The organism is Streptomyces sp. NPDC058758, assembly GCF_042746075.1.
Lineage (GTDB): Bacteria > Actinomycetota > Actinomycetes > Streptomycetales > Streptomycetaceae > Streptomyces.
This window is the reverse complement of the sequence record NZ_JBHYPS010000006.1, coordinates 159,113-180,778: the sequence shown is the minus strand read 5'-3', so window position 1 is coordinate 180,778 and position 21,666 is coordinate 159,113. Positions and strand designations below refer to the sequence as shown.

Below are 21,666 nucleotides of genomic sequence, written 5' to 3'. Positions count from 1 at the left end.
GCCGACTCCCCAATCGGGCCAAACATCGTCAAGCGGTATGTATAGGCTGTCGGCCGCAGTTGTCCCGCCCGACCGACCGGAGTGTTCTCGGTGACCATCGCCCTCGATCCGTCCGACACCGCCCCCGACGCCGTTCCGGCCCCCACCCCCGAGCCCGAGGAGGGCTTCTGGGTCCCCGGGGCCGCGGAGCCCCGGGAGACCGCCGCGCCCGCCGACGACGCCGGGGAGGCCGAGGGAGCCGACGGGAGCGGGGAGCCCGAGGAGGCCGACCCCGCCGACCACGACCCGGTCGTCGTCCGGGACGCCCGGGACTTCGGGGTCTACGCCCGGACCGGCGGCTGGACCTTCGCGCTGAAGGTGGCGCGCAGCGTGCGGCCCGGCGGGCAGCCGGCCGAGGGCACGGCGGCGCGGAAGGTGTCGGCGCGGGCCTTCGCTGCGCTGGCGGGGTGCTCGGCGGAGCGCGTGATGCGCCACTACAGGGCGTGGGACATGGCGGCGGACGACGGCCTGGTGCCGCAGTTCGAGGTCCTGGAGCCGGGCGCCGACATCGAGCTGCCCGACGCCGACGTCTGGCTGTCGTACTACACCTCCCGCAACAGCGCCTCCTCGGTGCGCGGCCAGGCGATCAGCGCGGTGGCGGAGGCGGAGGGCATCCGGCCGACGAAGGCGCTGGAGGTGGCGGAGAACCCGACGGCGCTGCGGGCCGCGATCCTCGCCGACCCGGGGACGGCCGAGGCGGCGCGCGGGGCGCTGCTGGACCGGATGAAGGAGGACCCGGCGCTCCAGACGGAGATGGCCCGGGCCTTCGCCCGCACCGACGACCTGAAGAAGGCGGTGGCGAGCGAGGCGAAGGTCGCCGACCGGATCGGCTACGTCCGCCAGATCGTGGAGAACGGCCGGATCAGGACGCCCGCCGGGCAGACCGTGGAGGCCCCGGCCGAGGTGCGGGCGGAGGCCGAGCGGCACCTGTCGCTGATCGACGAGCTGGACGACTCGGAGGAGGCCGGCGAGTGGGCCGGCGAGGCGTACGAGTCGGTGCGGGGCCTGGTCGCCAAGGCCGTCGAGGAGGACCCGGCGCTGCGGGTCCAGGAGCGCAGGACCCGCTTCTACAACTCCCTCCAGAAGGCCACGAAGGTCTTCGAGGAGCTGACCCTCGACGAGGTGATGGAGGAGGAGATCTACGAGGAGGACATGCTCCAGCGCCTCGAAGCCCTCCAGGAGGCGATCGGCAGCTGCATCACCGCGCTGCGCAGGGCGGCGCCGACCGCCTCCTGACGGGGCTGCCTCAGTCCTGGTGGCCGAGCTGGAGGTCGCGCTCGGTGCGGCCGCCGCCGGCCACCTGGAGGACGGTGGCGACGGGCGGGTACCCGGCGGCGATGACCGTGTACTCGCCGGAGGAGAGGTCGACGAAGCGGAAGGTGCCGTCGGGGCCCGTGGTGAGGGTGTCGACGACGTTCCCGGCCGCGTCGAGCAGGGTGACGCGGGCGTCCTCCACCGGACGGCCGCCGCCCGCCCTGACCGTGCCCCGGAGGACCGCGCCGCCCGCCAGCTCGATGTCCTGGCGGGTCTCGCGGGAGGACTGGACGCTGACCGGGACGGCGGCGGGCCGGAAGGCGGGGGCGCTGGCGGCGAGGGTGTACTCGCCGGCGACCAGCTCGGTGATCACGTACCCGCCCTCGCGGCCGCTGCGGGTGGAGGCGACGACCTCGCCGCGGACGTCGGTGAGGGTGACGGCGGCGTCCCGGACGGGGGTGCCGTCGGCGGTGACGACGCTGCCCGCGAGGCGGCCCGCGCCGCCGAGGACGACGTCGAGCTCGACGGGCCGGTCGCCGACGGTGACGGAGACGGCCTGCGGCTGGTGTCCGCCGGCGGCGGCGATGAGCACGTACGCGCCGCCGCCGGGCACGCTGAGCGCGTACCGGCCGTCCTCGCCGCTGGCGCCGCGGCCGACCTGGCGGCCGCCGACGTCGATGAGGGTGAGCGCGGCGCGCGGCACGCGGCTGCCGTCGTGGTGCCGGACGGTGCCGCAGACGGGCAGGCCGCCGTGGTGCGGGGCGGCGGGCGCGGGGGCGGGGGCCGCGTGGCGGGCGTGCGGCACGGCCTGGGCTCCGGTGCCGCGGGCGGGGTCGTACGGGAGGTCGTCAGGGGTGTCGGTGGCCTCGGGGGCGGGGGTGTGGTGGGACACCAGCGGTTGCTCCTTGAGGAAGAAGGCGAGGACGAGGCCGAGCACGAGGACCGGCACGAGGTAGAGGAAGATGCGCGGCATGGCGTCCGCGTACGCCTGGACGTAGAGGTCGCGCAGGGCGGGCGGCAGGGCGTGCACCGTCTGCGGGGTGATGGCCTCGGCGGGCGGCGGGGCCGCTCCCTGGGGGACCGCCCCCTGGAGCGCGGGGAGCCGCTCGGCGAGGGCGTCGTCGAGGCGGGCGGCGAAGAGGGTGCCGAAGACCGCGGCGCCGACGCTGCCGCCGATCTGGCGGAAGTAGTTGTGGGCGCTGGTGGCGGTGCCGAGGTCGGCGGGGCGGACGGAGTTCTGCACGGCGAGGATCAGCACGGGCATGATCAGGCCGATGCCGGTGCCGAGGACGGCCTGCCAGAGGCTGTGGGTGAGGCGGGGCGTGCCGATGTCCATGCGGGAGAGCAGGCCCATGCCGAGGACGGCGAGGGCCGCTCCGATCACCGGGTAGACCTTGTAGCGCCCGGTGCGGCTGATGAGCTGGCCGGAGACGACGGAGGCGACGACGATGCCGCCCATGAGCGGGAGCATCAGGAGCCCGGACTCGGTGGCGCTGGCGCCCTCGACCATCTGGAGGAAGCTCGGCAGGTAGCTGGCGGCGCCGAAGAGGGCGATGCCGACGACGGCGCCGACGAGCGCGGTGACGGTGAAGACGGAGTCGCGGAACAGCCGCAGCGGGATGAGGGGTTCGGGCGCGAAGTGCTCGACGACCAGGAAGAGCAGGACGGTTCCGGCGGCGCCGCAGCCGAGGCCGATGATGACCCGGTCGTCCCAGTCGTACTCCGTGCCGCCCCAACTGGTCAGCAGGACCAGGCAGGTGGAGGCGGCGGCGAGCAGCAGGGTGCCGAGGACGTCGAAGCGGGCGCGGGCCTTCGGCTTGGGAAGTTCGAGGACGACGGCGACGACGGCGAGGGTGACGAGCCCGAAGGGGACGTTGAAGTAGAAGCACCAGCGCCAGGAGACGTGGTCGGTGAAGAAGCCGCCGAGCAGCGGTCCCGCGACGGAGGCGAGGCCGAAGGCGGCGCCGATCAGGCCCATGTAGCGGCCGCGTTCGCGGGGCGGGACGATGTCGGCGATGATCGCCTGGACGCCGATCATCAGGCCGCCCGCGCCGACGCCCTGGAGGGCGCGGAAGGCGATGAGCTGGTCCATCGTCCGCGACCAGCCGGCGAGTCCGGAGCCGATGACGAAGACGACGATGGCGAAGAGGAAGACGCTCTTGCGGCCGAGGAGGTCGCCGAGCTTGCCGTAGACGGGCAGGCCGATGGTGGAGGTCAGCAGGTAGGCGGTGATCGCCCAGGACATCCGGTCCAGGCCCTGGAGTTCGCCGACGATCTTCGGCAGGGCGGTGGCGACGATCATCTGCTCCAGCGCGGCGAGGAGCAGCGCGAGCATCAGGCCGAGGAAGACGAGCCGGACCCGGCGGGGGTCGAGCGGGGTCCCGGCCGGGGAGGGCGGAGGGGGCTCCGCGGGCAGGCCCTCCCCGGGGAGCGCGGCGGCTCCCCCGGCCTCTTTCACCAGCGTGCTCGCACCCACGTACGGCTCCCCTCGTCACGGCGTCGCCCCGGCGCGGAAGCGACCTCGGGGACGGGCCATTCTTCGCATCGGGCGCGAAGCGGGAGCAAGTCGGGCGGGGCGGGCGGAAGACGGCCGACGGGCGGTCCCGCGAGGGTGAACGACGGGGCGCAAGGGGGCACTTGCGGCGCTCATCAGCGCGTTTACGGAACTCCCCGCGCCCCCTGGGCACTTCGGGCGCCGGTACGGGGACGGCGGGGAATCCACTCGAATCGGTGAACGCCCCGGGCGTTACTTCTCGGTCTCGGCCGCCAGGTTGGCGAGCACGGCGTCGTAGATCCGGGCGAGGCCCTTGGGGGCGAAGGTCCGCTCGAAGAAGCCGCCGATGCCGCCGGCGCCGTTCCAGACGGTGGCGACGACGACGCGGGACTTGCCCTCGCCGGCCGGGGTCACGGTCCAGGTGGTGACCATGGAGGAGTTGCGGTCCTTCTCGACGAGCTGCCCGTCGGTGGGCTCGGTGACCTCCAGCAGGCAGTCGCGGACGCGCTTGCTGGTGGCCTGGAGCTTCCAGTGGACGAGGGTGCCCTCGCCGTCGCCGCCCTCGCGGACCTCGTACTCGCTGAAGTGCTCGGGCAGCAGCTTCGCGCGCGCTCCGCTGTAGTCGGCCAGCGTGTCGAACACGGTCTCCGCGTCCGCCGCGACGATCCGTTCCGTCGTGGCCTCGACCTGCGCCATCGCATTTCCTCCAGCTCGTGATGGTCCGGGGTGTCCCGGGGCTGCGGGCCAAGCGAACCACGAGCCCCGCGGGGCGCGAAATCCGGGTTGCGACGATCAAGGGAACAGCTGTTCTATTCTGGAGTCCGCGAGAGTCGAACGTACGAGCGAAGTCGATCGAGGAGGCGTCCATGCGCTGGGACCACCTGGGCGAAACCCCGTCCGCACCCGCCGACGCCGCCCTGTTCGGCACGGACGCGGTCACCACCCGCACCTTCGACACGCCCGAGTTCCGCGGCATCACCTTCCACGAGGTCCGCGCCCGCTCCCTCCTCAACCGGGTCCCCGGCGCCTCCCGGATGCCCTTCGAGTGGACGGCCAACCCCTACCGAGGCTGCACGCACGCGTGCGTCTACTGCTTCGCGCGCAAGAGCCACGGCTACCTCGACCTCGACACCGGCCTCGGCTTCGACACCCAGATCGTGGTCAAGGTCAACGCCCCCGAGCTGCTCGCCCGCCAGCTCGCCTCCCGCCACTGGCAGGGAGCCCACATCGCCATGGGCACCAACGTCGACTGCTATCAGCGGGCCGAAGGCCGGTACCGCCTCATGCCCGGCATCCTCACCGCGCTGCGCGACCGGGCCAACCCCTTCTCCCTCCTCACCAAGGGCACCCTGATCCTGCGCGACCTGGAGCTGCTGACCCAGGCCGCCGAGGTCACCGAGGTCGGCGTCTCCGTCTCGGTCGGCTTCACCGACGAGGAGCTGTGGCGCACGATCGAGCCCGGCACGCCCTCCCCGCGCCGCCGCCTGGACGTGGTCCGCACCCTGGGCGAGCACGGCATCGGCTGCGGGGTCCTCATGGCGCCCGTCGTGCCCTTCCTCGGCGACTCCCCCGAGCAGCTGCGCGCCACCGTCCGCGCGGTCGCCGAGGCCGGCGCCGTCTCCGTCACCCCGCTCGTCCTCCACCTGCGGCCCGGCGCCCGCGAGTGGTTCACGAGCTGGCTCGCCCGCCACCACCCCCGGCTGGTCGGCCGCTACGAGCGGCTGTACGCCGGCGGGGCCTACGCGCCGACCTGGTACCAGCGCCGGATCACCCGCCAGGTCCACGAGCTGGCCGCCGAGTTCGGCATCGGCCCGGCCCACCGGGGCGCCCCGCGCCGGATCCCGCGCCCCGCCTCCGGCCCGTCCCCGGCCCCGCGGCCGGGCGACGCGGAGCAGCTCACCCTCCTCTGAGCCCGCCGACACGCCGGGGAGTCACCTGACACGCCGTCATCACCCCCTCCGTTCGGGTCGATTACCGGGGGAACGGGTCGTGTCCCGCGCCCCGCGGGGCACTCCAGGCTCCATGACCACCCGCGCAGGAATGCTGATCGCCGCTGGGGCGCTGGTCGCCGGGACGGTCACCGTCCTGCCCGCGTCCGCCGCGGGCACCGGTGAACCGGTCCCCCGCCCCCTCCCCCCGCTCGCCTGGGCCGACTGCGGCACCAAGGCCTACCCGAGGCTCCAGTGCGCCACCCTCGGGGTGCCGCTCGACCACGACGACCCGGCCGGCCGGAGCATCACGCTCGCGCTGACCCGGATCCCGCACACCGCGAAGACCTCCCAGGGCCCGCTCCTGGTCAATCCCGGCGGCCCGGGCGGCAGCGGCCGCGGCATGGCCGGCTACGTCGCCGCCTCGCTGCCGCCGAAGGTCGCCGCCCAGTACGACGTGATCGGCTTCGACCCGCGCGGCGTCGGGAAGAGCGAGCCCGCGCTCGACTGCCGGCCCGGCCACTTCGACCCCGTGCGCCCCGACTCGGTGCCGCGCGGCGCCGACGGCGAGCGGACCGCCGTGGAGCGCGCCCAGGCCTTCGCCGCCGCCTGCGGGAAGAAGCACGCGGACGTCCTCCCCCACATCGACACCGTCTCCACCGCCCGCGACCTCGATCTGATCCGCAAGGCGCTCGGCGCCGACCGGATCAACTACCTCGGCTACTCGTACGGCACCTACCTGGGCGCCGTCTACGCCCGGCTGTACCCGGAGCGGGTGCGGCGGATGGCGCTGGACTCCGTGGTGAACCCCCACGGGGTCTGGTACGAGGACAACATCGCGCAGGACTACGCCTTCGACACCCGGCACAAGGACTTCATGGCCTGGGTGGCGAAGCACGACTCCGCCTACCGGCTGGGCACCGACCCGGCGGCGGTGGAGGCGGCCTGGTACCGGATGCGCGAGGAGCTGCGCGACTCCCCGGCGGGCGGCAAGGTCGGCCCGGGCGAGCTGGAGGACACCTTCCTGCCCGGCGGCTACTACGACGGGTACTGGCCCAAGCTCGCGAGCGCCTTCTCCGCGTACGTGAACGAGGGCGACCCGGCCCCGCTCACGGCCGCCTACGAGCGGTTCGGCGAGGCCGACTCCGCCGCCGACAACGGCTACTCCGTCTACACCGCCGTGCAGTGCCGGGACGCCGCCTGGCCCCGGGACTGGAACGTGTGGCGGAAGGACAGCTGGAGCGTCCACGCCAAGGCGCCCTTCTCCACCTGGAACAACGCCTGGTACAACGCGCCGTGCGCGTTCTGGCCGGTGGAGCCGCTCACCCCGCCGGACGTCTCCAACGACCAGCTGCCGCCGGTCCTCGTCCTCCAGGCCACGGACGACGCCGCCACCCCCTACGAGGGCGGGCTCGCCCTGCACCGGATGCTGCGCGGCTCCAGCCTGGTCGTCGAGCAGGGCGGCGGGAACCACGGCGTGACCCTCGCCGGGAACGACTGCCTCGACGCGCACCTGAGCACCTACCTCGCCACCGGGACGGTGCCGCGGGCCGAGGGCGGCTCGGAGGTCGACGCGGTCTGCGCCGCCCTCCCGGCCCCCGAGCCGGAGCCGCTGCCCGCGGCGGAGGAGGCCGGGAAGAAGACCAGGAGCGGGGTGGAGGAGAAGGCCGGGAGCGGGGTGGAGGAGAAGGCCGGGAAGAAGGCGGGGAGCGGGGCCGGGGAGAAGGCCCGGGGGAAGGCGGCCGACCGCGTCCAGCGCGCCGGCACCGCGCTCCACGGGCTGCTCGGCCACGTGCGCTGACCGGCGGCGCCGTGCGCGGTGCCGCCGGTCAGGCGCCCGGGCCGGCGAGGAGGGTCAGGGAGCGCTCGGCCGCGCGGCCGAGGCGGGGGTGCGGGAGGGCTGCTTCCAGGACGTCCCGGGCCTGCGGGTCGCCGAGGGCGCCGAGGCCCTCGACGCAGGCGAGGCCGACGCGCCAGTGGGGGTCCCCGGCCGCCAGCCGTCGCTCCAGGACGGCGACGAGGGCCGGGACGGACTCGGGGGCGCGCAGGTCGGCCAGGAGCCGGACCGGCAGGAGGGCGTAGGCGGCCCGGAGTTCGTTGGTGGCGAGGGCGGCGGCGGCCCGGGCGGTGCGCGGGTCGCCGAGCCGCACGAGGGCGTGGGCGGCGGTGACGCACCGCTCGGGGTCCCGGTGGTTGAGGAGGAGAACGAGGGCCTCGAAGGCGCGCGGGTCGCCGGTCACGCCGAGCCGGTAGGCGGCGATCTCGCGCGCCCAGAGCGGCTGCGCGGGGGCGGTGAGCAGCCGGTGGAGTTCCTCGGGGTCGGTGGTGCGGGCGAGTTCTCCGAATGCGGCGGGAACGACTTCTCCTCCGTTCTCGATCTCGTCGCGCAATCGATCGATCATCGAGCAGAATTCGGGATCCTCGGAGTCGGCCCCGGAGTTTTCCTCGGCGATTTCCATGAATCCGAGGCTATCCGCGATGCACATCACATTTTCCCGAGTTCCCAGGACTGGCGCGCTCGTTACCGGCCGGTTAATCTCAACTGAGCGGGGAACCCCCGCACTTCCCGCCGCGGCCTGGTGACGCAGCCGCGGTGGGCGCTGGTCGGTTCGGCAGTTCTCGACGTGGCTCAGGGACAGAGCCTTCGTCCCCCTTTTCCCTCTCCAGGCCCTCGCCGCCGTGTGCACCGGGGCCGCATCCCCGTACACCGCGGCGCCGTCTCCGTACGGCCGGCCGCGTTCCCGGCATTCCCGCGCCCTTTTCTCCGCGCGCGCACCGCCCTCAGTCGTCACTCTTCCTCCCAGGAGTCCCCTGATGGACACCCCTCTCTCCACCATCGCCGTCGTCGGCCTCGGCACCATGGGCACCGGCATCGCCGACGTCCTCGTCCGGGCCGGCCGCGAGGTCGTCGGCATCGACGTCAGCGAGTCCGCGGCCGCCCGGGCCGTCGCCGCCCTGGAGGCGTCCACCGCCCGCGCGGTGGCCCGTGAGCGCATCACCGAGGACGAGCGGCAGGACGCGCTGGCGCGCTTCCGCGTCTACTCGGACCTCCAGGCCGCCGCCGCGGCCGACCTCGTCATCGAGGTGGTCCCGGAGGCGTACGAGACCAAGCAGGAGGTCTTCCGGGCGCTGGACGGCATCGTCCGCCCCGACGCCATCCTCGCCACCGGCACCAACGCCCTCTCGGTGACCCGGCTCGCCGCCGACTCGGCGCACCCGGAGCGCGTCCTCGGCCTGCACTTCTTCGCGCCGGTCCAGGCCATGAAGCTGGTCGAGGTGGTCTCCTCGGTGCTGACCGACCCGCGGGCCGTGGACGCGGTCACCCGGCTGGCCCAGGACCTCGGCAAGGAGCCCGTGGCGGTCGGCGACCGGGCGGGCTTCGTCGCGGACGGCCTGCTCTTCGGCTACCTCAACCAGGCCGCGGCCATGTACGAGGCCCGCTACGCCTCCCGCGAGGACATCGACGCGGCCATGAAGCTGGGCTGCGGCCTGCCGATGGGCCCGCTGGAGCTGCTCGACCTGGTGGGCATCGACACCGCCCGTACCGTCCTGGACGCGATGTACCAGGCGTCCCACGACCGGCTGCACGCCCCCGCGCCGATCCTGAAGCAGCTCTCCGAGGCCGGTCTCACCGGCCGCAAGGCGGGCCGCGGCTTCTACACCTACGCGGCGCCGGGCGCGGCCGAGAAGGTCGACGACGCGCTGACCCCGGCGGCCTCGGGCGCCGGCGGCGCGGGCCGCGAGGTGCGCTCGGTGGGCGTGGCCGGCTCGGGCACGATGGCCTCCGGCATCGCCGAGGTCTTCGCCAAGGCCGGCTACGACGTGGTCCTCGCGGCCCGCTCGCAGGAGAAGGCGGACGCGGCCAAGGCGTACATCGCCAAGTCGCTGGCCCGCTCGGTGGACAAGGGCCGGCTGACCGGCGAGGCCCGGGACGAGACGCTGGCCCGGATCACGCCGGCCGGTTCGCTGGACGCCTTCGCCGACGTCGACCTGGCGGTCGAGGCGGTCGCCGAGGACCTGGGGATCAAGCAGGAGCTGTTCGCCCGTCTGGACAAGATCTGCAAGCCGGGCGCGGTGCTCGCCACCACGACCTCCTCGCTGCCGGTGGTGGCCTGTGCCAGGGCGACCACGCGCCCGCAGGACGTCATCGGCATGCACTTCTTCAACCCGGCGCCGGCGATGAAGCTGGTCGAGATCGTCCGGACGGTCCTGACCGCCGACGACGTGCACGCCACGGTCCGCGAGGTCACCGCGAAGATCCGCAAGCACGGCGTGGACTGCGGCGACCGGGCCGGCTTCATCGTCAACGCGCTGCTGTTCCCGTACCTGAACAACGCGGTCAAGATGGTCCAGGAGCACTACGCGACGCTGGACGACGTCGACACGGCGATGAAGCTGGGCGGCGGCTACCCGATGGGGCCGTTCGAGCTGCTCGACGTGGTCGGCCTGGACGTCTCGCTGGCGATCGAGAAGGTGCTGCACCGCGAGTTCCGCGACCCGGGCCTGGCCCCGGCGCCGCTCCTGGAGCACCTGGTGGCGGCCGGCTGCCTGGGCCGCAAGACGGGGCGCGGCTTCCGCGAATATGCCCGGCGCTGAGCCCGGCGATCCCGGACGGGGGTGGGGCGGGCTGCTGGAGCCCTTCGGCGGCCCGCCCCCGCAGGCGCGTCTTCCTGCACGGATGCAGTACGTTCGGGACATGCCCAAGGCCGTGAAGACACCCCGTGCCACCTCTTCGCCCGACGCTCAGGAGAGCGCGGCGGGGACCCGTGCCGCCGCGCAGCGGCTGAAGATGCGCCGGGAGCTGGCGGCCGCCGCGATGGAGCTCTTCGCGACGAAGGGGTACGAGGCCACCACGGTCGACGAGATCGCGGCGGCGGCCGGGGTGGCCCGGCGGACCTTCTTCCGCCACTTCCGGTCCAAGGAGGAGGCGATCTTCCCGGACCACGACGACACGCTGGTGCGGGCGGAGGCGGTCCTGAACGCCGCCCCGCCGCACGAGCACCCGCTCGACACGGTGTGCCGGGGCATCAAGGAGGTCATGAAGATGTACGCGGGCTCCCCCGCGATCTCCGTGGCCCGCTACCGGCTGACCCGCGAGGTGCCGACGCTGCGGGAGCGCGAGATCGCCTCGGTGGCCCGCTACGAGCGGCTCTTCACCCGCTACCTCCTGGGCCACTTCGACGAGCGGGACCACCACGACGGCAACGACGACCCGCTGCTCGCCGAGGTGGCGGCCTCCGCGGTGGTGACGGCCCACAACCACGTGCTGCGGCGCTGGCTGCGGGCGGGCGGCCAGGGCGACGTGGAGAGCCAGCTCGACCACGCCTTCGCGATCGTGCGGGAGACCTTCGGCACGGGCATAGGCGCGGGCCGTCCGGCCCCCTCCCCCCAGCAGGCCCAGCCGCCGCGGGAGACGCCGGCCGCGCGGGTCGCCGCCGCGGGTGACGTGGTCGTCGCGGTGGCCCGTACGGACGCTCCGCTGGACGAGGTCATGCGGACCATCCAGCAGGCACTCACGAAGGGCTGAGGCACCCTTCTCCCGCACCTTCGAAGGTCCGACACGAGGGCCGCCCCCGGTTTCCCGGGGGCGGCCCTCGTCGTATTCCCCCAGCTCAGGGGCGCATTCGATCGATCATCGCTCATCCGTGAGCACCTTTTCGCATCTGAGAGAAATTGTTGGCACGCAGTGCCTTGTCACGTGACACGGCGTGCCATACGTTGATGTTGTCCGGGCGGCCGGAGCACGGAGAAGACCCGTACTCCGGCTGTCCCCACGGCCCTCCCGGCCGTGCGCCCGGACGCCTGCGTCACAGGCACCCTCGCGCCCCACCTCGGCGCCGCCAGAGCACCACCCCGCCGAACCGACGGCACACCTCCACAGCAGCAGCACTCCCCGACGAACCCCTCAGGCGTCCGCTCCCGGACGCCCTCCGCCGGAGGCACACCGTGAAGGAAATCCTGGACGCGATCCAGTCGCAGGACGCCACGTCCGCCGACTTCGCGAACATCAAGCTCCCCGAGTCGTACCGGGCCGTCACCGTCCACAAGGACGAGGCCGAGATGTTCGCCGGCGTCGAGAGCCGCGACAAGGACCCCCGCAAGTCGCTCCACCTCGACCAGGTCCCGCTCCCCGAGCTCGGCCCGGGCGAGGCGCTCGTCGCCGTCATGGCGAGCTCCGTGAACTACAACTCGGTCTGGACCTCGATCTTCGAGCCCGTCTCGACCTTCGGCTTCCTGGAGCGCTACGGCCGGCTCTCCGAGCTGACCAAGCGCCACGACCTGCCGTACCACGTCATCGGCTCCGACCTCGCGGGCGTCGTGCTGCGCACCGGCCCCGGCGTCAACGCCTGGACGCCGGGCGACGAGGTCGTCGCGCACTGCCTCTCGGTCGAGCTGGAGTCCTCCGACGGCCACAACGACACGATGCTCGACCCCGAGCAGCGGATCTGGGGCTTCGAGACCAACTTCGGCGGCCTCGCCGAGGTCGCGCTCGTCAAGTCGAACCAGCTGATGCCCAAGCCGAAGCACCTCAGCTGGGAGGAGGCGGCGGCGCCCGGTCTGGTCAACTCCACCGCCTACCGCCAGCTGGTCTCCCGCAACGGCGCCGGCATGAAGCAGGGCGACAACGTCCTCATCTGGGGCGCCTCCGGCGGCCTCGGCTCCTACGCCACCCAGTTCGCGCTGGCCGGCGGCGCCAACCCGATCTGCGTCGTCTCCTCCCCGGAGAAGGCCGACATCTGCCGCGCCATGGGCGCCGACGCGGTCATCGACCGCAACGCCGAGGGCTACAGGTTCTGGAAGGACGAGAACACCCAGGACCCGCGCGAGTGGAAGCGGTTCGGCTCCAAGATCCGCGAGCTGACCGGCGGCGAGGACATCGACATCGTCTTCGAGCACCCGGGCCGCGAGACCTTCGGCGCCTCGGTGTACGTCACCCGCAAGGGCGGCACCATCACCACCTGCGCCTCCACCTCGGGCTACATGCACCAGTACGACAACCGCTACCTGTGGATGTCGCTGAAGCGGATCATCGGCTCGCACTTCGCGAACTACCGCGAGGCGTGGGAGGCCAACCGCCTGATCGCCAAGGGCAAGATCCACCCCACGCTCTCCAAGACGTACACCCTGGAGGAGACCGGCCAGGCGGCGTACGACGTCCACCGCAACCTCCACCAGGGCAAGGTCGGCGTCCTCGCGCTCGCCCCCCGGGAGGGCCTCGGCGTCCGCGACGAGGAGCTGCGCGCCCAGCACATCGACGCCATCAACCGCTTCCGCAACATCTGAGCCCGGGGACCGCACATGACTGAGCGCCAGAAGGACCGGCCGTGGCTCATGCGGACCTACGCCGGTCACTCGACCGCCGAGGCGTCCAACGAGCTGTACCGGCGCAACCTCGCCAAGGGGCAGACCGGTCTGTCGGTCGCCTTCGACCTGCCGACCCAGACGGGCTACGACCCCGACCACGTCCTCGCCCGCGGCGAGGTCGGCCGGGTCGGGGTCCCCGTCTCGCACCTCGGTGACATGCGCCGTCTGTTCCAGGACATCCCCCTGGAGCAGATGAACACCTCGATGACCATCAACGCCACGGCGATGTGGCTCCTGGCGCTCTACCAGGTGGCGGCCGAGGAGCAGGGTGCGGACATCACCAAGCTCCAGGGCACCACCCAGAACGACATCGTGAAGGAGTACCTGTCGCGCGGGACGCACGTCTTCCCGCCCGGCCCCTCGCTCCGCCTCACGACGGACATGATCGCGTACACGGTCAACAACATCCCGAAGTGGAACCCGATCAACATCTGCAGCTACCACCTGCAGGAGGCGGGGGCCACTCCGGTCCAGGAGATCTCGTACGCGATGTCCACCGCCATCGCGGTCCTCGACTCCGTCCGCGCCTCGGGCCAGGTGCCCGAGGAGCGGTTCGGCGAGGTCGTCGCCCGCATCTCCTTCTTCGTGAACGCGGGCGTCCGCTTCATCGAGGAGATGTGCAAGATGCGCGCCTTCGGCCGCATCTGGGACAAGCTCACGCTGGAGCGGTACGGCATCCGGGACGCCAAGCAGCGGCGCTTCCGCTACGGCGTCCAGGTCAACTCGCTCGGCCTCACCGAGGCCCAGCCGGAGAACAACGTCCAGCGGATCGTCCTGGAGATGCTGGCCGTCACCCTCTCCAAGGACGCCCGCGCCCGCGCCGTCCAGCTCCCGGCCTGGAACGAGGCCCTGGGCCTCCCCCGGCCGTGGGACCAGCAGTGGTCGCTCCGCATCCAGCAGGTCCTCGCCCACGAGTCCGACCTGCTGGAGTACGAGGACATCTTCGCCGGCTCCCACGTGATCGAGGCCAAGGTCGACGCCCTCGTCACCGAGTGCCTGGCCGAGATCGACCGGATCCAGGAGATGGGCGGCGCGATGGCCGCCGTCGAGTCCGGCTACCTCAAGGCCCAGCTGGTCTCCTCGCACGCCGAGCGGCGCGCCAGGATCGAGTCCGGCGAGGACAAGATCATCGGCGTCAACGTCTTCCAGTCGACCGAGCCGAACCCGCTCACCGCGGACCTCGACACGGCGATCCAGACCGTCGACCCGGCCGTCGAGGCCCGCGTGGTCGACGCCGTCTCCCGCTGGCGCGCCGAGCGGCAGGAGTCCACGGACCGCCAGGGCAACGGCGACCCGTTCGTCTTCCCGACCACCCAGCAGGCCCTGGAGCAGCTCAAGGAGGCCGCGCGGGGCACCGAGAACCTGATGGAGGCCACCCTGGAGTGCGCCCGCGCCGGCGTCACCACCGGCGAGTGGGCCGGGGCGCTGCGCGAGGTCTTCGGCGAGTACCGCGCCCCCACCGGCGTCTCCTCCGCCCCTGTCGCCGTGCCGGCCGAGACCGGCTCCCCGCTGGCCGAGGTCCGCCGCAAGGTCGACCGCACCGCCGAGGACCTGGGCATCGGCAAGCTGCGCTTCCTGGTCGGCAAGCCGGGCCTCGACGGGCACTCCAACGGCGCCGAGCAGATCGCCGTCCGGGCCCGCGACGCCGGCTTCGAGGTGGTCTACCAGGGCATCCGGCTCACCCCGGAGCAGATCGTGGACGCCGCCCTGGAGGAGGACGTGCACGCGGTGGGCCTGTCGATCCTCTCCGGCTCGCACGCCCAGCTGGTCCCCGACGTCCTCGACCGCCTCAAGGACGCCGGCGCCACCGACATTCCGGTCATCGTCGGCGGCATCATCCCGAACGCCGACGGCGAGGAACTACGCCGCGCGGGCGTGGCCGCCGTCTTCACCCCGAAGGACTTCGGTATCACCGAGATCATCGGCCGTATCGTCGACGAGATCCGGAAAGCTCACAAGCTCAGCCCCCTTGAATGTACGGAGGTCCCCGCATGACCAGCCCCGTGAACCGGTTGCGTCCCCGCCGCTCCTGCCTCGCGGTGCCCGGCTCCAACCCGCGCTTCCTGGAGAAGGCCCAGGGCCTCGCGGCCGACCAGGTCTTCCTCGACCTGGAGGACGCCTGCGCGCCGCTGGCCAAGCCCGAGGCCCGCCACACCATCGTGAAGTTCCTGAACGAGGGCGACTGGACCGGCAAGACCCGCGTGGTCCGCGTCAACGACTGGACGACCCACTGGACGTACCGCGACGTCGTCACCGTCGTCGAGGGCGCCGGCCAGAACCTCGACTGCATCATGCTGCCGAAGGTCCAGGACGCCCAGCAGATCGTGGCGCTCGACCTGCTGCTCACCCAGATCGAGAAGACGATGGGCTTCGAGGTCGGCAAGATCGGCATCGAGGCGCAGATCGAGAACGCCCAGGGCCTGACCAACGTCAACGCCATCGCGCAGGCCTCGCAGCGCGTGGAGACGATCATCTTCGGCCCGGCCGACTTCATGGCCTCCATCAACATGAAGTCCCTGGTCGTCGGCGAGCAGCCGCCCGGCTACCCGGCGGACGCGTACCACCACATCCTGATGAGCATCCTGATGGCCGCCCGCGCCAACAACCTCCAGGCGATCGACGGCCCCTACCTCCAGATCCGCAACCAGGAGGGGTACCGCGCGGTCGCGCAGCGCGCCGCCGCCCTGGGCTTCGACGGCAAGTGGGTGCTCCACCCGGACCAGGTCGCCGCCGCGAACGAGATCTTCTCGCCGTCGCAGGAGGACTACGACCACGCCGAGCTGATCCTCGACGCGTACGACTACTACACGTCCGAGGCCGGCGGGAAGAAGGGCTCCGCGATGCTCGGCGACGAGATGATCGACGAGGCCTCCCGCAAGATGGCCCTGGTCATCTCCGGCAAGGGCCGTGCCGCCGGCATGCAGCGCACGTCGAAGTTCGAGATCCCGGAGGCCTGACCCCATGCAGTTCGGACGTACCTACGAGGAGTTCGAGGTCGGTGCCGTCTACAAGCACTGGCCCGGGAAGACGGTCACGGAGTACGACGACCACCTCTTCTGCCTGCTCACCATGAACCACCACCCGCTGCACATGGACGTGAACTACGCGGAGAACACGACCGACTTCAAGCGGAACGTGGTGGTCGGGAACTACATCTACTCGCTGCTGCTCGGCATGTCCGTGCCGGACGTCTCCGGCAAGGCCATCGCCAACCTGGAGATCGAGTCGCTGCGGCACGTGGCGCCGACCTTCCACGGCGACACGATCTACGGCGAGACGACCGTCCTGGACAAGACGCCGTCGAAGTCGAAGACGGACCGCGGGATCGTGTACGTCGAGACCAAGGGCTACAAGCAGGACGGCACGCTCGTCTGCGTCTTCCGCCGCAAGGTCATGGTCCCCACCGCCGAGTACATCGAGGCGCGCGGCGGCGAGCAGCCGGGCCGCCCCGAGCTCATCGAGCCCTCCAAGAAGCCGGAGAAGTAAGCCATGGCGCGTCTCGCCCAGACCCACGGTCTGACCGATGTCCAGCAGGAGATCCTCGCCACCGTGCGGGACTTCGTCGACAAGGAGATCATCCCGGTCGCGACCGAGCTGGAGCACCGCGACGAGTACCCCCAGCAGATCGTGGACGGGCTCAAGGAGCTCGGCGTCTTCGGCCTGATGATCCCCGAGGAGTACGGGGGCCTGGGCGAGTCGCTGCTCACCTACGCGCTCTGCGTGGAGGAGATCGCGCGCGGCTGGATGTCGGTCTCCGGCATCATCAACACCCACTTCATCGTCGCGTACATGCTGAAGCAGCACGGCACGCAGGAGCAGAAGGAGTACTTCCTTCCGCGGATGGCGGCCGGCGAGACGCGCGGCGCGTTCTCGATGTCCGAGCCGGGCCTCGGCTCGGACGTGTCGGCCATCACGTCGAAGGCGGTGAAGGACGGCGACGCGTACGTCCTCAACGGCCAGAAGATGTGGCTGACCAACGGCGGCACCTCCACGCTGGTCGCCGTTCTCGTCCGGAGTGACGAAGGCCACCCCGAGGGCACCGCGCCCCACAAGTCGATGACGACCTTCCTCGTCGAGAAGGAGCCGGGCTTCGGCGAGGTCCGTCCGGGCCTCACCATCCCCGGCAAGATCGACAAGATGGGTTACAAGGGGGTCGACACCACCGAGCTCATCATGGACGGCCTGCGGATTCCGGCCGATCGGGTGCTCGGCGGGGTCACCGGCCGAGGGTTTTACCAAATGATGGACGGCGTCGAGGTCGGCCGCGTGAACGTGGCGGCCCGTGGTTGCGGCGTCGCGCAGCGTGCTTTCGAACTCGGCGTCCAGTATGCCCAGCAGCGTCACACTTTCGGAAAGCCGATCGCCCAGCACCAGGCCATCCAGTTCAAGCTGGCCGAAATGGCTACCAAGGTCGAGGCCGCCCATGCGATGATGGTGAACGCAGCACGCAAAAAGGACTCCGGGGAACGAAACGACCTCGAAGCGGGGATGGCGAAGTACCTCGCCTCCGAATACTGCAAGGAGGTCGTGGAGGATGCCTTCCGCATTCACGGCGGCTACGGGTTCTCGAAGGAGTACGAGATCGAGCGTCTCTACCGCGAGGCGCCGATGCTGCTCATCGGTGAAGGTACCGCCGAGATCCAGAAAATGATCATTGGCCGCCGCCTCCTGGAGGAGTACCGCTTCCAGGGCTGATTGTCGGTTTTGAGTCGATTCGGCCGCGAAGAAGATCACACCCCGTGTTCGTCTTCCGGCCGTCGACTCGGTTCCTGGCTTGCCCAGTTGCGCCCCGCAACCGATAGCATCGCCGGAAAGCCGCCGTCCCCCGTTGCCAGCGCGGCATCATCCGCTACGAAGGTCATCCATGCCCCACAGCCCAAACTCTGCACACCGCGACAGCCTCAAGGGCGCACGCATCGCACGCGGAGCATCGCCGTGGCTTCTGCCGACCGTCGCCACGGCGGCCCTCAGCCTCGCGCGCTCGGGCCGCTCGAAGCGCGCCCGGGCCATCGCCGTGCCGACCACCGCGCTCGCGGCCGGCATGCTGTGGTTCTTCCGCGACCCCGAGCGCGAGATCGCTCGGGGCCGGGTCATCTCCCCCGCCGACGGCGTGGTGCAGAGCATCATGCCGTGGAAGGACGGGCGCACCCGGGTCGCCATCTTCATGAGCCCGCTGAACGTGCACGTCAACCGTGCGCCGCTGGCCGGCACGGTGACCTCGGTGGAGCACGTCCCCGGCGGCTTCGTCCCGGCCTTCAACAAGGAGTCCGAGAACAACGAGCGCGTCGTCTGGCACTTCGACACCGAACTCGGTGACATCGAGATGGTCCAGATCGCGGGTGCCGTGGCGCGGCGCATCGTGCCGTACATCCCGCAGGGGACGAAGGTCGAGCAGGGTGACCGGATCGGCCTGATCCGCTTCGGCTCGCGGGTCGACATCTACCTCCCGGAGGGTGTCGAGGTCGCCGTCGAGGTCGGACAGGTCACGACCGCGGGGGTGACTCGCATTGACCGTGATTGATCCCGACACACGCGCCGCCGACTGGGCCGCCGACGCCGAGGCGGAGGCGGCCGAAGCGGCGGAGGAGATGCCGCTGTCGCTGAGGCTGTCCATAGCGGACGCCCTCACGCTCGGCAACGCCACGTGTGGATTCATGGCGGTGTACTTCACCACCACGGGCATCCTCATCCCGCACCTCACCGGCAGCACGGAGACGGGCATGGCGCGCAACAGCGCCGCCACCGCCGTGATACTGATGCTGTGCGCGGCGATCTTCGACCTCTTCGACGGCATCGTGGCGCGCAAGCTCCGCAGCTCGCCGATGGGCGCCGAGCTCGACAACCTGTCGGACCTGATCAGCTTCGGTCTGGCCCCGGCCTACTTCGTGCTCGTCTACGGCATGGTCGCGGACGACGCGCAGCAGAAGGTCTCGGCGGTCGCCGCGATCGTGGTGCTGCTCGCGGTGGTGCTGCGGCTCGCGCGGTTCTCCTGCGTGACGATGAAGGACGGCATGTTCCAGGGCATGCCGAGCCCCTTCGGCGCGCTGACGGTGGTCTCGATCATCCTGCTCGAGCTGCCGTTCGTCCCGACGCTGCTGGCGATCATCGGCACGGCGTGGCTGATGGTGAGCCGGGTCGAGTACCCGAAGCCGCGGGGCGTCCTCGCGGCGGCGATGCTCAGCTGGATCGTCGGCGCGATGGCCATGCTGGCCGCCTGGGCGTTCGACGCCCCCGGCGGGCAGTTCCTGCTCCAGACCGGGTGCGCCCTCCAGGTCGTGCTGGGCGCCGTGATCCCCCTCTTCGCGACGGCCCGCCGGGTGAACACCTTCCGCGGCAACCGGCGGGAGAGCCGGGAGGCACGGCAGGCGGAGGCGGCGCAGCTGCGCTGACCCCCCGCCGGACGACATGACGAAGGGCCCGGAAGCGATGCGCTTCCGGGCCCTTCGTCATGTCGTCACGCCAGGAGCTTGTAGTAGAGGGTGGTGGGCCGCAGGACCCCGGCCGGGTCGGCGGCGTACGCGGGGATCGTGCCGGCCGGCGTCCACCCGGCGCCCCGGTACAGCCGCTCGGCGGGGCTGTCGGTCTGGGTGTCCAGGACGAGCAGGGTGAGGCCGGTGGCGGCCGCGTGGGCCTCGGCGGCGGCCAGGAGGCGGCGCCCCGTCCCCCGGCCGCGGGCCGAGCGGTGGACGAGGAGCCGGGCTATCTCGCCGCGGTGCCGGCCGTTGGCGGTGGCGGTACGCAGGAGGGTGACGGCGCCGGTGACGGCCCCGTCCGGCCCGAAGGCCGCCCACACGTCCCGGGTGCCCGCGGTCCCGGCCCACCAGGCGGTCGCCTCGGCGGGCTCCACGGGCGCCGGGAAGCCCACGGAGGCGCCGCCGTCCACGGCGTCCACCAGGAGCGCGCCGAGAGCGGCGGCACGGGCGCGTACGGCCTCGGGGGCGAGGAGCTCGACGCGGTCGCCGGGGGCGAGCCGCTTCTCCAGGCAGAGCAGGCCCGGGCGGTCGTCCCACGGGTCGGCGGGCGCGAAGCCGAGCTTGCGGTAGAGGGCGAGGGGCCCCGCGCGCCACTCCCAGACCGTGAGCCGTACGGCGGGGGCGCCCGCCGCGGCGGCCCGGCGCAGCGCCTCCCCCATCAGCGCGCCGGCCAGCCCCTGCCCGCGGGCCCCGGGCTCGACCCAGACCCGCTTGATCTCCGGTACGGCCCCGGCCTTCAGGACCAGGCAGCCGAGCGCCTCGCCCGTCGCCCCGGCCCGCGCGAGCAGGACCGTGTCGGCGGCGAAGGCGGCGACGGGGTCCTCGGCCTCGGCGCGGCGCGCGGCCGGCAGGTCGGCCGGACCGGACACTGCGGCGCCCTTCTCGGCCTCGGTGGCGAGGTGGTAGGCGGTGAGCAGGGCGGGCAGGCGGGGGTGGGCGGCGTTCTCCTCGATCGTCACGTTCATGGCCCGAGGATCACATCGGCAGGTTTCGGCGAGGTGACGGCGCCGTCGGCCCCGCCGGTGAGGAACGCGGCGAGCGCGGCGCCCTCCTCCGTCACGGCGGTCCGCTCGGCCCGGGAGAGGGGCCGGAGCGGGGTGACGAGGAGGGCTCCCTCGCGCAGGGTCCAGGTGGCGGAGACCCGGCCGTCGACCAGGGCGACCCGCTCGCCGGCCACGGAGAGCAGGCGGTGGGCGTCGTCGATGATCCGGCTCCGGTCCCGGTAGCCGAGGATCGCGTTGTCGAAGGCGGGCAGGAAGCGGACGGGGGCGGGGGTGTCCGGGTCCGGGCGGGGCGCGTCGGGCAGGTCGAGGAGTTCGCGGCCCCGCTCGTCGCGGAAGGAGACGAGCTCGTCCCGGACGGCCCTGACGGCGGCGGGCAGCCCGGCGAGGCCGCACCAGGCGCGCAGGTCGGCGGAGGCGGCGGGGCCGTGGGCGGCGAGGTAGCGGCGTACGAGGTCCTGCCCGACGGGGTCGGCGGGGTCGTCGGGGAGGGGCGGGACCGGGCGGCCGAGCCAGCCGTCGAGGGTGGCGTGGCGCACGCCGGCACGGGAGCCCCACAGGCCGCGCGGGGGCAGCTGGACCGTCGGGACCACGGCGGCGACGAGGAGCTCGCCGAAGGCCCGGCCCGGGGGCCCGGGGCGGCGGCGGGAGACCGCCTCGACGAGTTCGGCCGTGGTGCGGGGCTCGCCGTCGGCCATCACGGCGCGGCCGGCGGCGGCCAGCTCGTCGGGGTCGACTCCGGCCAGTTCGGTCCGGTAGGTGGTGAGGACCTTCTGGCGGAGCATGGCGTCGTGGCGGGCGCGCCAGGCCAGGGCGTCGTCGGCGGTGACGAGGTGGAGGGTGCGGCGCATCAGGGGGAGGCGGACGACCTCGCGCGCGGTGAGGAGGCCGTCCAGCTCCCGCGGGCGGAAGTCCCGCATCCGCGACCAGAGCCCGGTGAACGGTTCCTGCGGTTCCTGCGCCTGCAGGCCGCAGAGGTGCGTGACGACCTCGGCGGCCGGGGCGGCGGTGCGGTCGAGCAGGAGCTGGCGGGCGAGGGTGGCGCGGCCCAGGGCGCGGGTGGTGAGGACGGTCATGGCGTCACGTTCCCACGGGAGGAGGACAGGTTCCGT

Annotated in this window: 17 protein-coding genes; 12 read left to right on the top strand and 5 right to left on the bottom strand. The window is 72.4% G+C overall.

Annotated elements, in window-relative coordinates; all coding sequences use genetic code 11:
- Positions 1-90 precede the first annotated feature (90 nt).
- Positions 91-1,275, top strand: coding sequence for a hypothetical protein (locus ACFW6A_RS10625; protein ID WP_386639864.1), 1,185 nt, complete (start codon positions 91-93; stop codon positions 1,273-1,275).
- A 10-nt stretch (positions 1,276-1,285) separates the two neighbouring features.
- On the opposite strand, the gene ACFW6A_RS10620 is transcribed toward ACFW6A_RS10625, so the two are convergent.
- Together ACFW6A_RS10620 and ACFW6A_RS10615 are read right to left on the bottom strand one after the other, a co-directional pair.
- Positions 1,286-3,769, bottom strand: coding sequence for an MFS transporter (locus ACFW6A_RS10620; RefSeq protein WP_386480071.1), 2,484 nt, complete (start codon positions 3,767-3,769; stop codon positions 1,286-1,288).
- Positions 3,770-4,039: 270 nt separating this feature from the next.
- Positions 4,040-4,483, bottom strand: coding sequence for an SRPBCC family protein (locus ACFW6A_RS10615; RefSeq protein ID WP_351845233.1), 444 nt, complete (start codon positions 4,481-4,483; stop codon positions 4,040-4,042).
- A gap of 170 nt (positions 4,484-4,653) precedes the next feature.
- Here ACFW6A_RS10615 and ACFW6A_RS10610 point away from each other — a divergent pair, with 170 nt between their 5' ends.
- Entirely contained in the window at positions 4,654-5,697 is a 1,044-nt protein-coding gene (locus tag ACFW6A_RS10610; protein WP_386639860.1) for an Rv2578c family radical SAM protein, read from the top strand.
- Between the two features lie 112 nt (positions 5,698-5,809).
- The gene (locus tag ACFW6A_RS10605) at positions 5,810-7,516 is read left to right on the top strand and encodes an alpha/beta hydrolase (protein WP_386639857.1); all 1,707 of its coding nucleotides are present in this window, start codon (positions 5,810-5,812) and stop codon (positions 7,514-7,516) included.
- Positions 7,517-7,544: 28 nt separating this feature from the next.
- Here the strand turns inward: ACFW6A_RS10605 and ACFW6A_RS10600 are convergent, their stop codons facing one another.
- Entirely contained in the window at positions 7,545-8,174 is a 630-nt protein-coding gene (locus tag ACFW6A_RS10600; RefSeq protein ID WP_386480078.1) for a HEAT repeat domain-containing protein, read from the bottom strand.
- Between the two features lie 355 nt (positions 8,175-8,529).
- Between ACFW6A_RS10600 and ACFW6A_RS10595 the strand changes: the two genes are divergently transcribed.
- The 9 genes from ACFW6A_RS10595 (at position 8,530) to pssA (ending at position 19,469) form a co-directional block, all read left to right on the top strand.
- Complete coding sequence (locus ACFW6A_RS10595; protein ID WP_351845225.1) at positions 8,530-10,311, top strand: 3-hydroxybutyryl-CoA dehydrogenase; 1,782 nt, start codon at positions 8,530-8,532, stop codon at positions 10,309-10,311.
- A gap of 100 nt (positions 10,312-10,411) precedes the next feature.
- Complete coding sequence (locus ACFW6A_RS10590; RefSeq protein WP_386639854.1) at positions 10,412-11,242, top strand: TetR family transcriptional regulator; 831 nt, start codon at positions 10,412-10,414, stop codon at positions 11,240-11,242.
- A gap of 419 nt (positions 11,243-11,661) precedes the next feature.
- A complete protein-coding gene (gene ccrA, locus ACFW6A_RS10585; RefSeq protein ID WP_351845221.1) occupies positions 11,662-12,999 on the top strand; it encodes a crotonyl-CoA carboxylase/reductase in 1,338 nt (445 codons plus the stop codon).
- A gap of 15 nt (positions 13,000-13,014) precedes the next feature.
- Positions 13,015-15,075 carry a protein meaA gene (locus tag ACFW6A_RS10580; protein WP_351845219.1) on the top strand — a complete coding sequence of 687 codons (2,061 nt, stop codon included), beginning with the start codon at positions 13,015-13,017 and terminating at the stop codon, positions 15,073-15,075.
- On the top strand, positions 15,072-16,037 hold the full coding sequence (locus tag ACFW6A_RS10575) for a CoA ester lyase (protein WP_351845217.1): 966 nt from the start codon (positions 15,072-15,074) through the stop codon (positions 16,035-16,037). Before ACFW6A_RS10580 ends, ACFW6A_RS10575 begins: the two co-directional genes overlap by 4 nt.
- Before the next feature lie 4 nt (positions 16,038-16,041).
- Positions 16,042-16,566: a MaoC family dehydratase gene (locus tag ACFW6A_RS10570; RefSeq protein ID WP_351845215.1), complete on the top strand. Its 525-nt coding sequence runs from the start codon at positions 16,042-16,044 to the stop codon at positions 16,564-16,566.
- A 3-nt stretch (positions 16,567-16,569) separates the two neighbouring features.
- Complete coding sequence (locus tag ACFW6A_RS10565) at positions 16,570-17,775, top strand: acyl-CoA dehydrogenase family protein (protein ID WP_351845213.1); 1,206 nt, start codon at positions 16,570-16,572, stop codon at positions 17,773-17,775.
- A gap of 169 nt (positions 17,776-17,944) precedes the next feature.
- Positions 17,945-18,601, top strand: coding sequence for a phosphatidylserine decarboxylase (locus ACFW6A_RS10560; RefSeq protein ID WP_351845211.1), 657 nt, complete (start codon positions 17,945-17,947; stop codon positions 18,599-18,601).
- Positions 18,594-19,469: a CDP-diacylglycerol--serine O-phosphatidyltransferase gene (gene pssA, locus ACFW6A_RS10555; protein ID WP_351845406.1), complete on the top strand. Its 876-nt coding sequence runs from the start codon at positions 18,594-18,596 to the stop codon at positions 19,467-19,469. Before ACFW6A_RS10560 ends, pssA begins: the two co-directional genes overlap by 8 nt.
- 65 nt (positions 19,470-19,534) lie before the next feature.
- On the opposite strand, the gene ACFW6A_RS10550 is transcribed toward pssA, so the two are convergent.
- Both ACFW6A_RS10550 and ACFW6A_RS10545 read right to left on the bottom strand, forming a co-directional pair.
- Positions 19,535-20,518: a GNAT family N-acetyltransferase gene (locus ACFW6A_RS10550; protein ID WP_386639851.1), complete on the bottom strand. Its 984-nt coding sequence runs from the start codon at positions 20,516-20,518 to the stop codon at positions 19,535-19,537.
- On the bottom strand, positions 20,515-21,630 hold the full coding sequence (locus tag ACFW6A_RS10545) for a winged helix DNA-binding domain-containing protein (protein ID WP_386639848.1): 1,116 nt from the start codon (positions 21,628-21,630) through the stop codon (positions 20,515-20,517). The genes ACFW6A_RS10550 and ACFW6A_RS10545 overlap by 4 nt, the downstream gene beginning before the upstream one ends.
- Between the last annotated feature and the right edge of the window lie 36 nt (positions 21,631-21,666).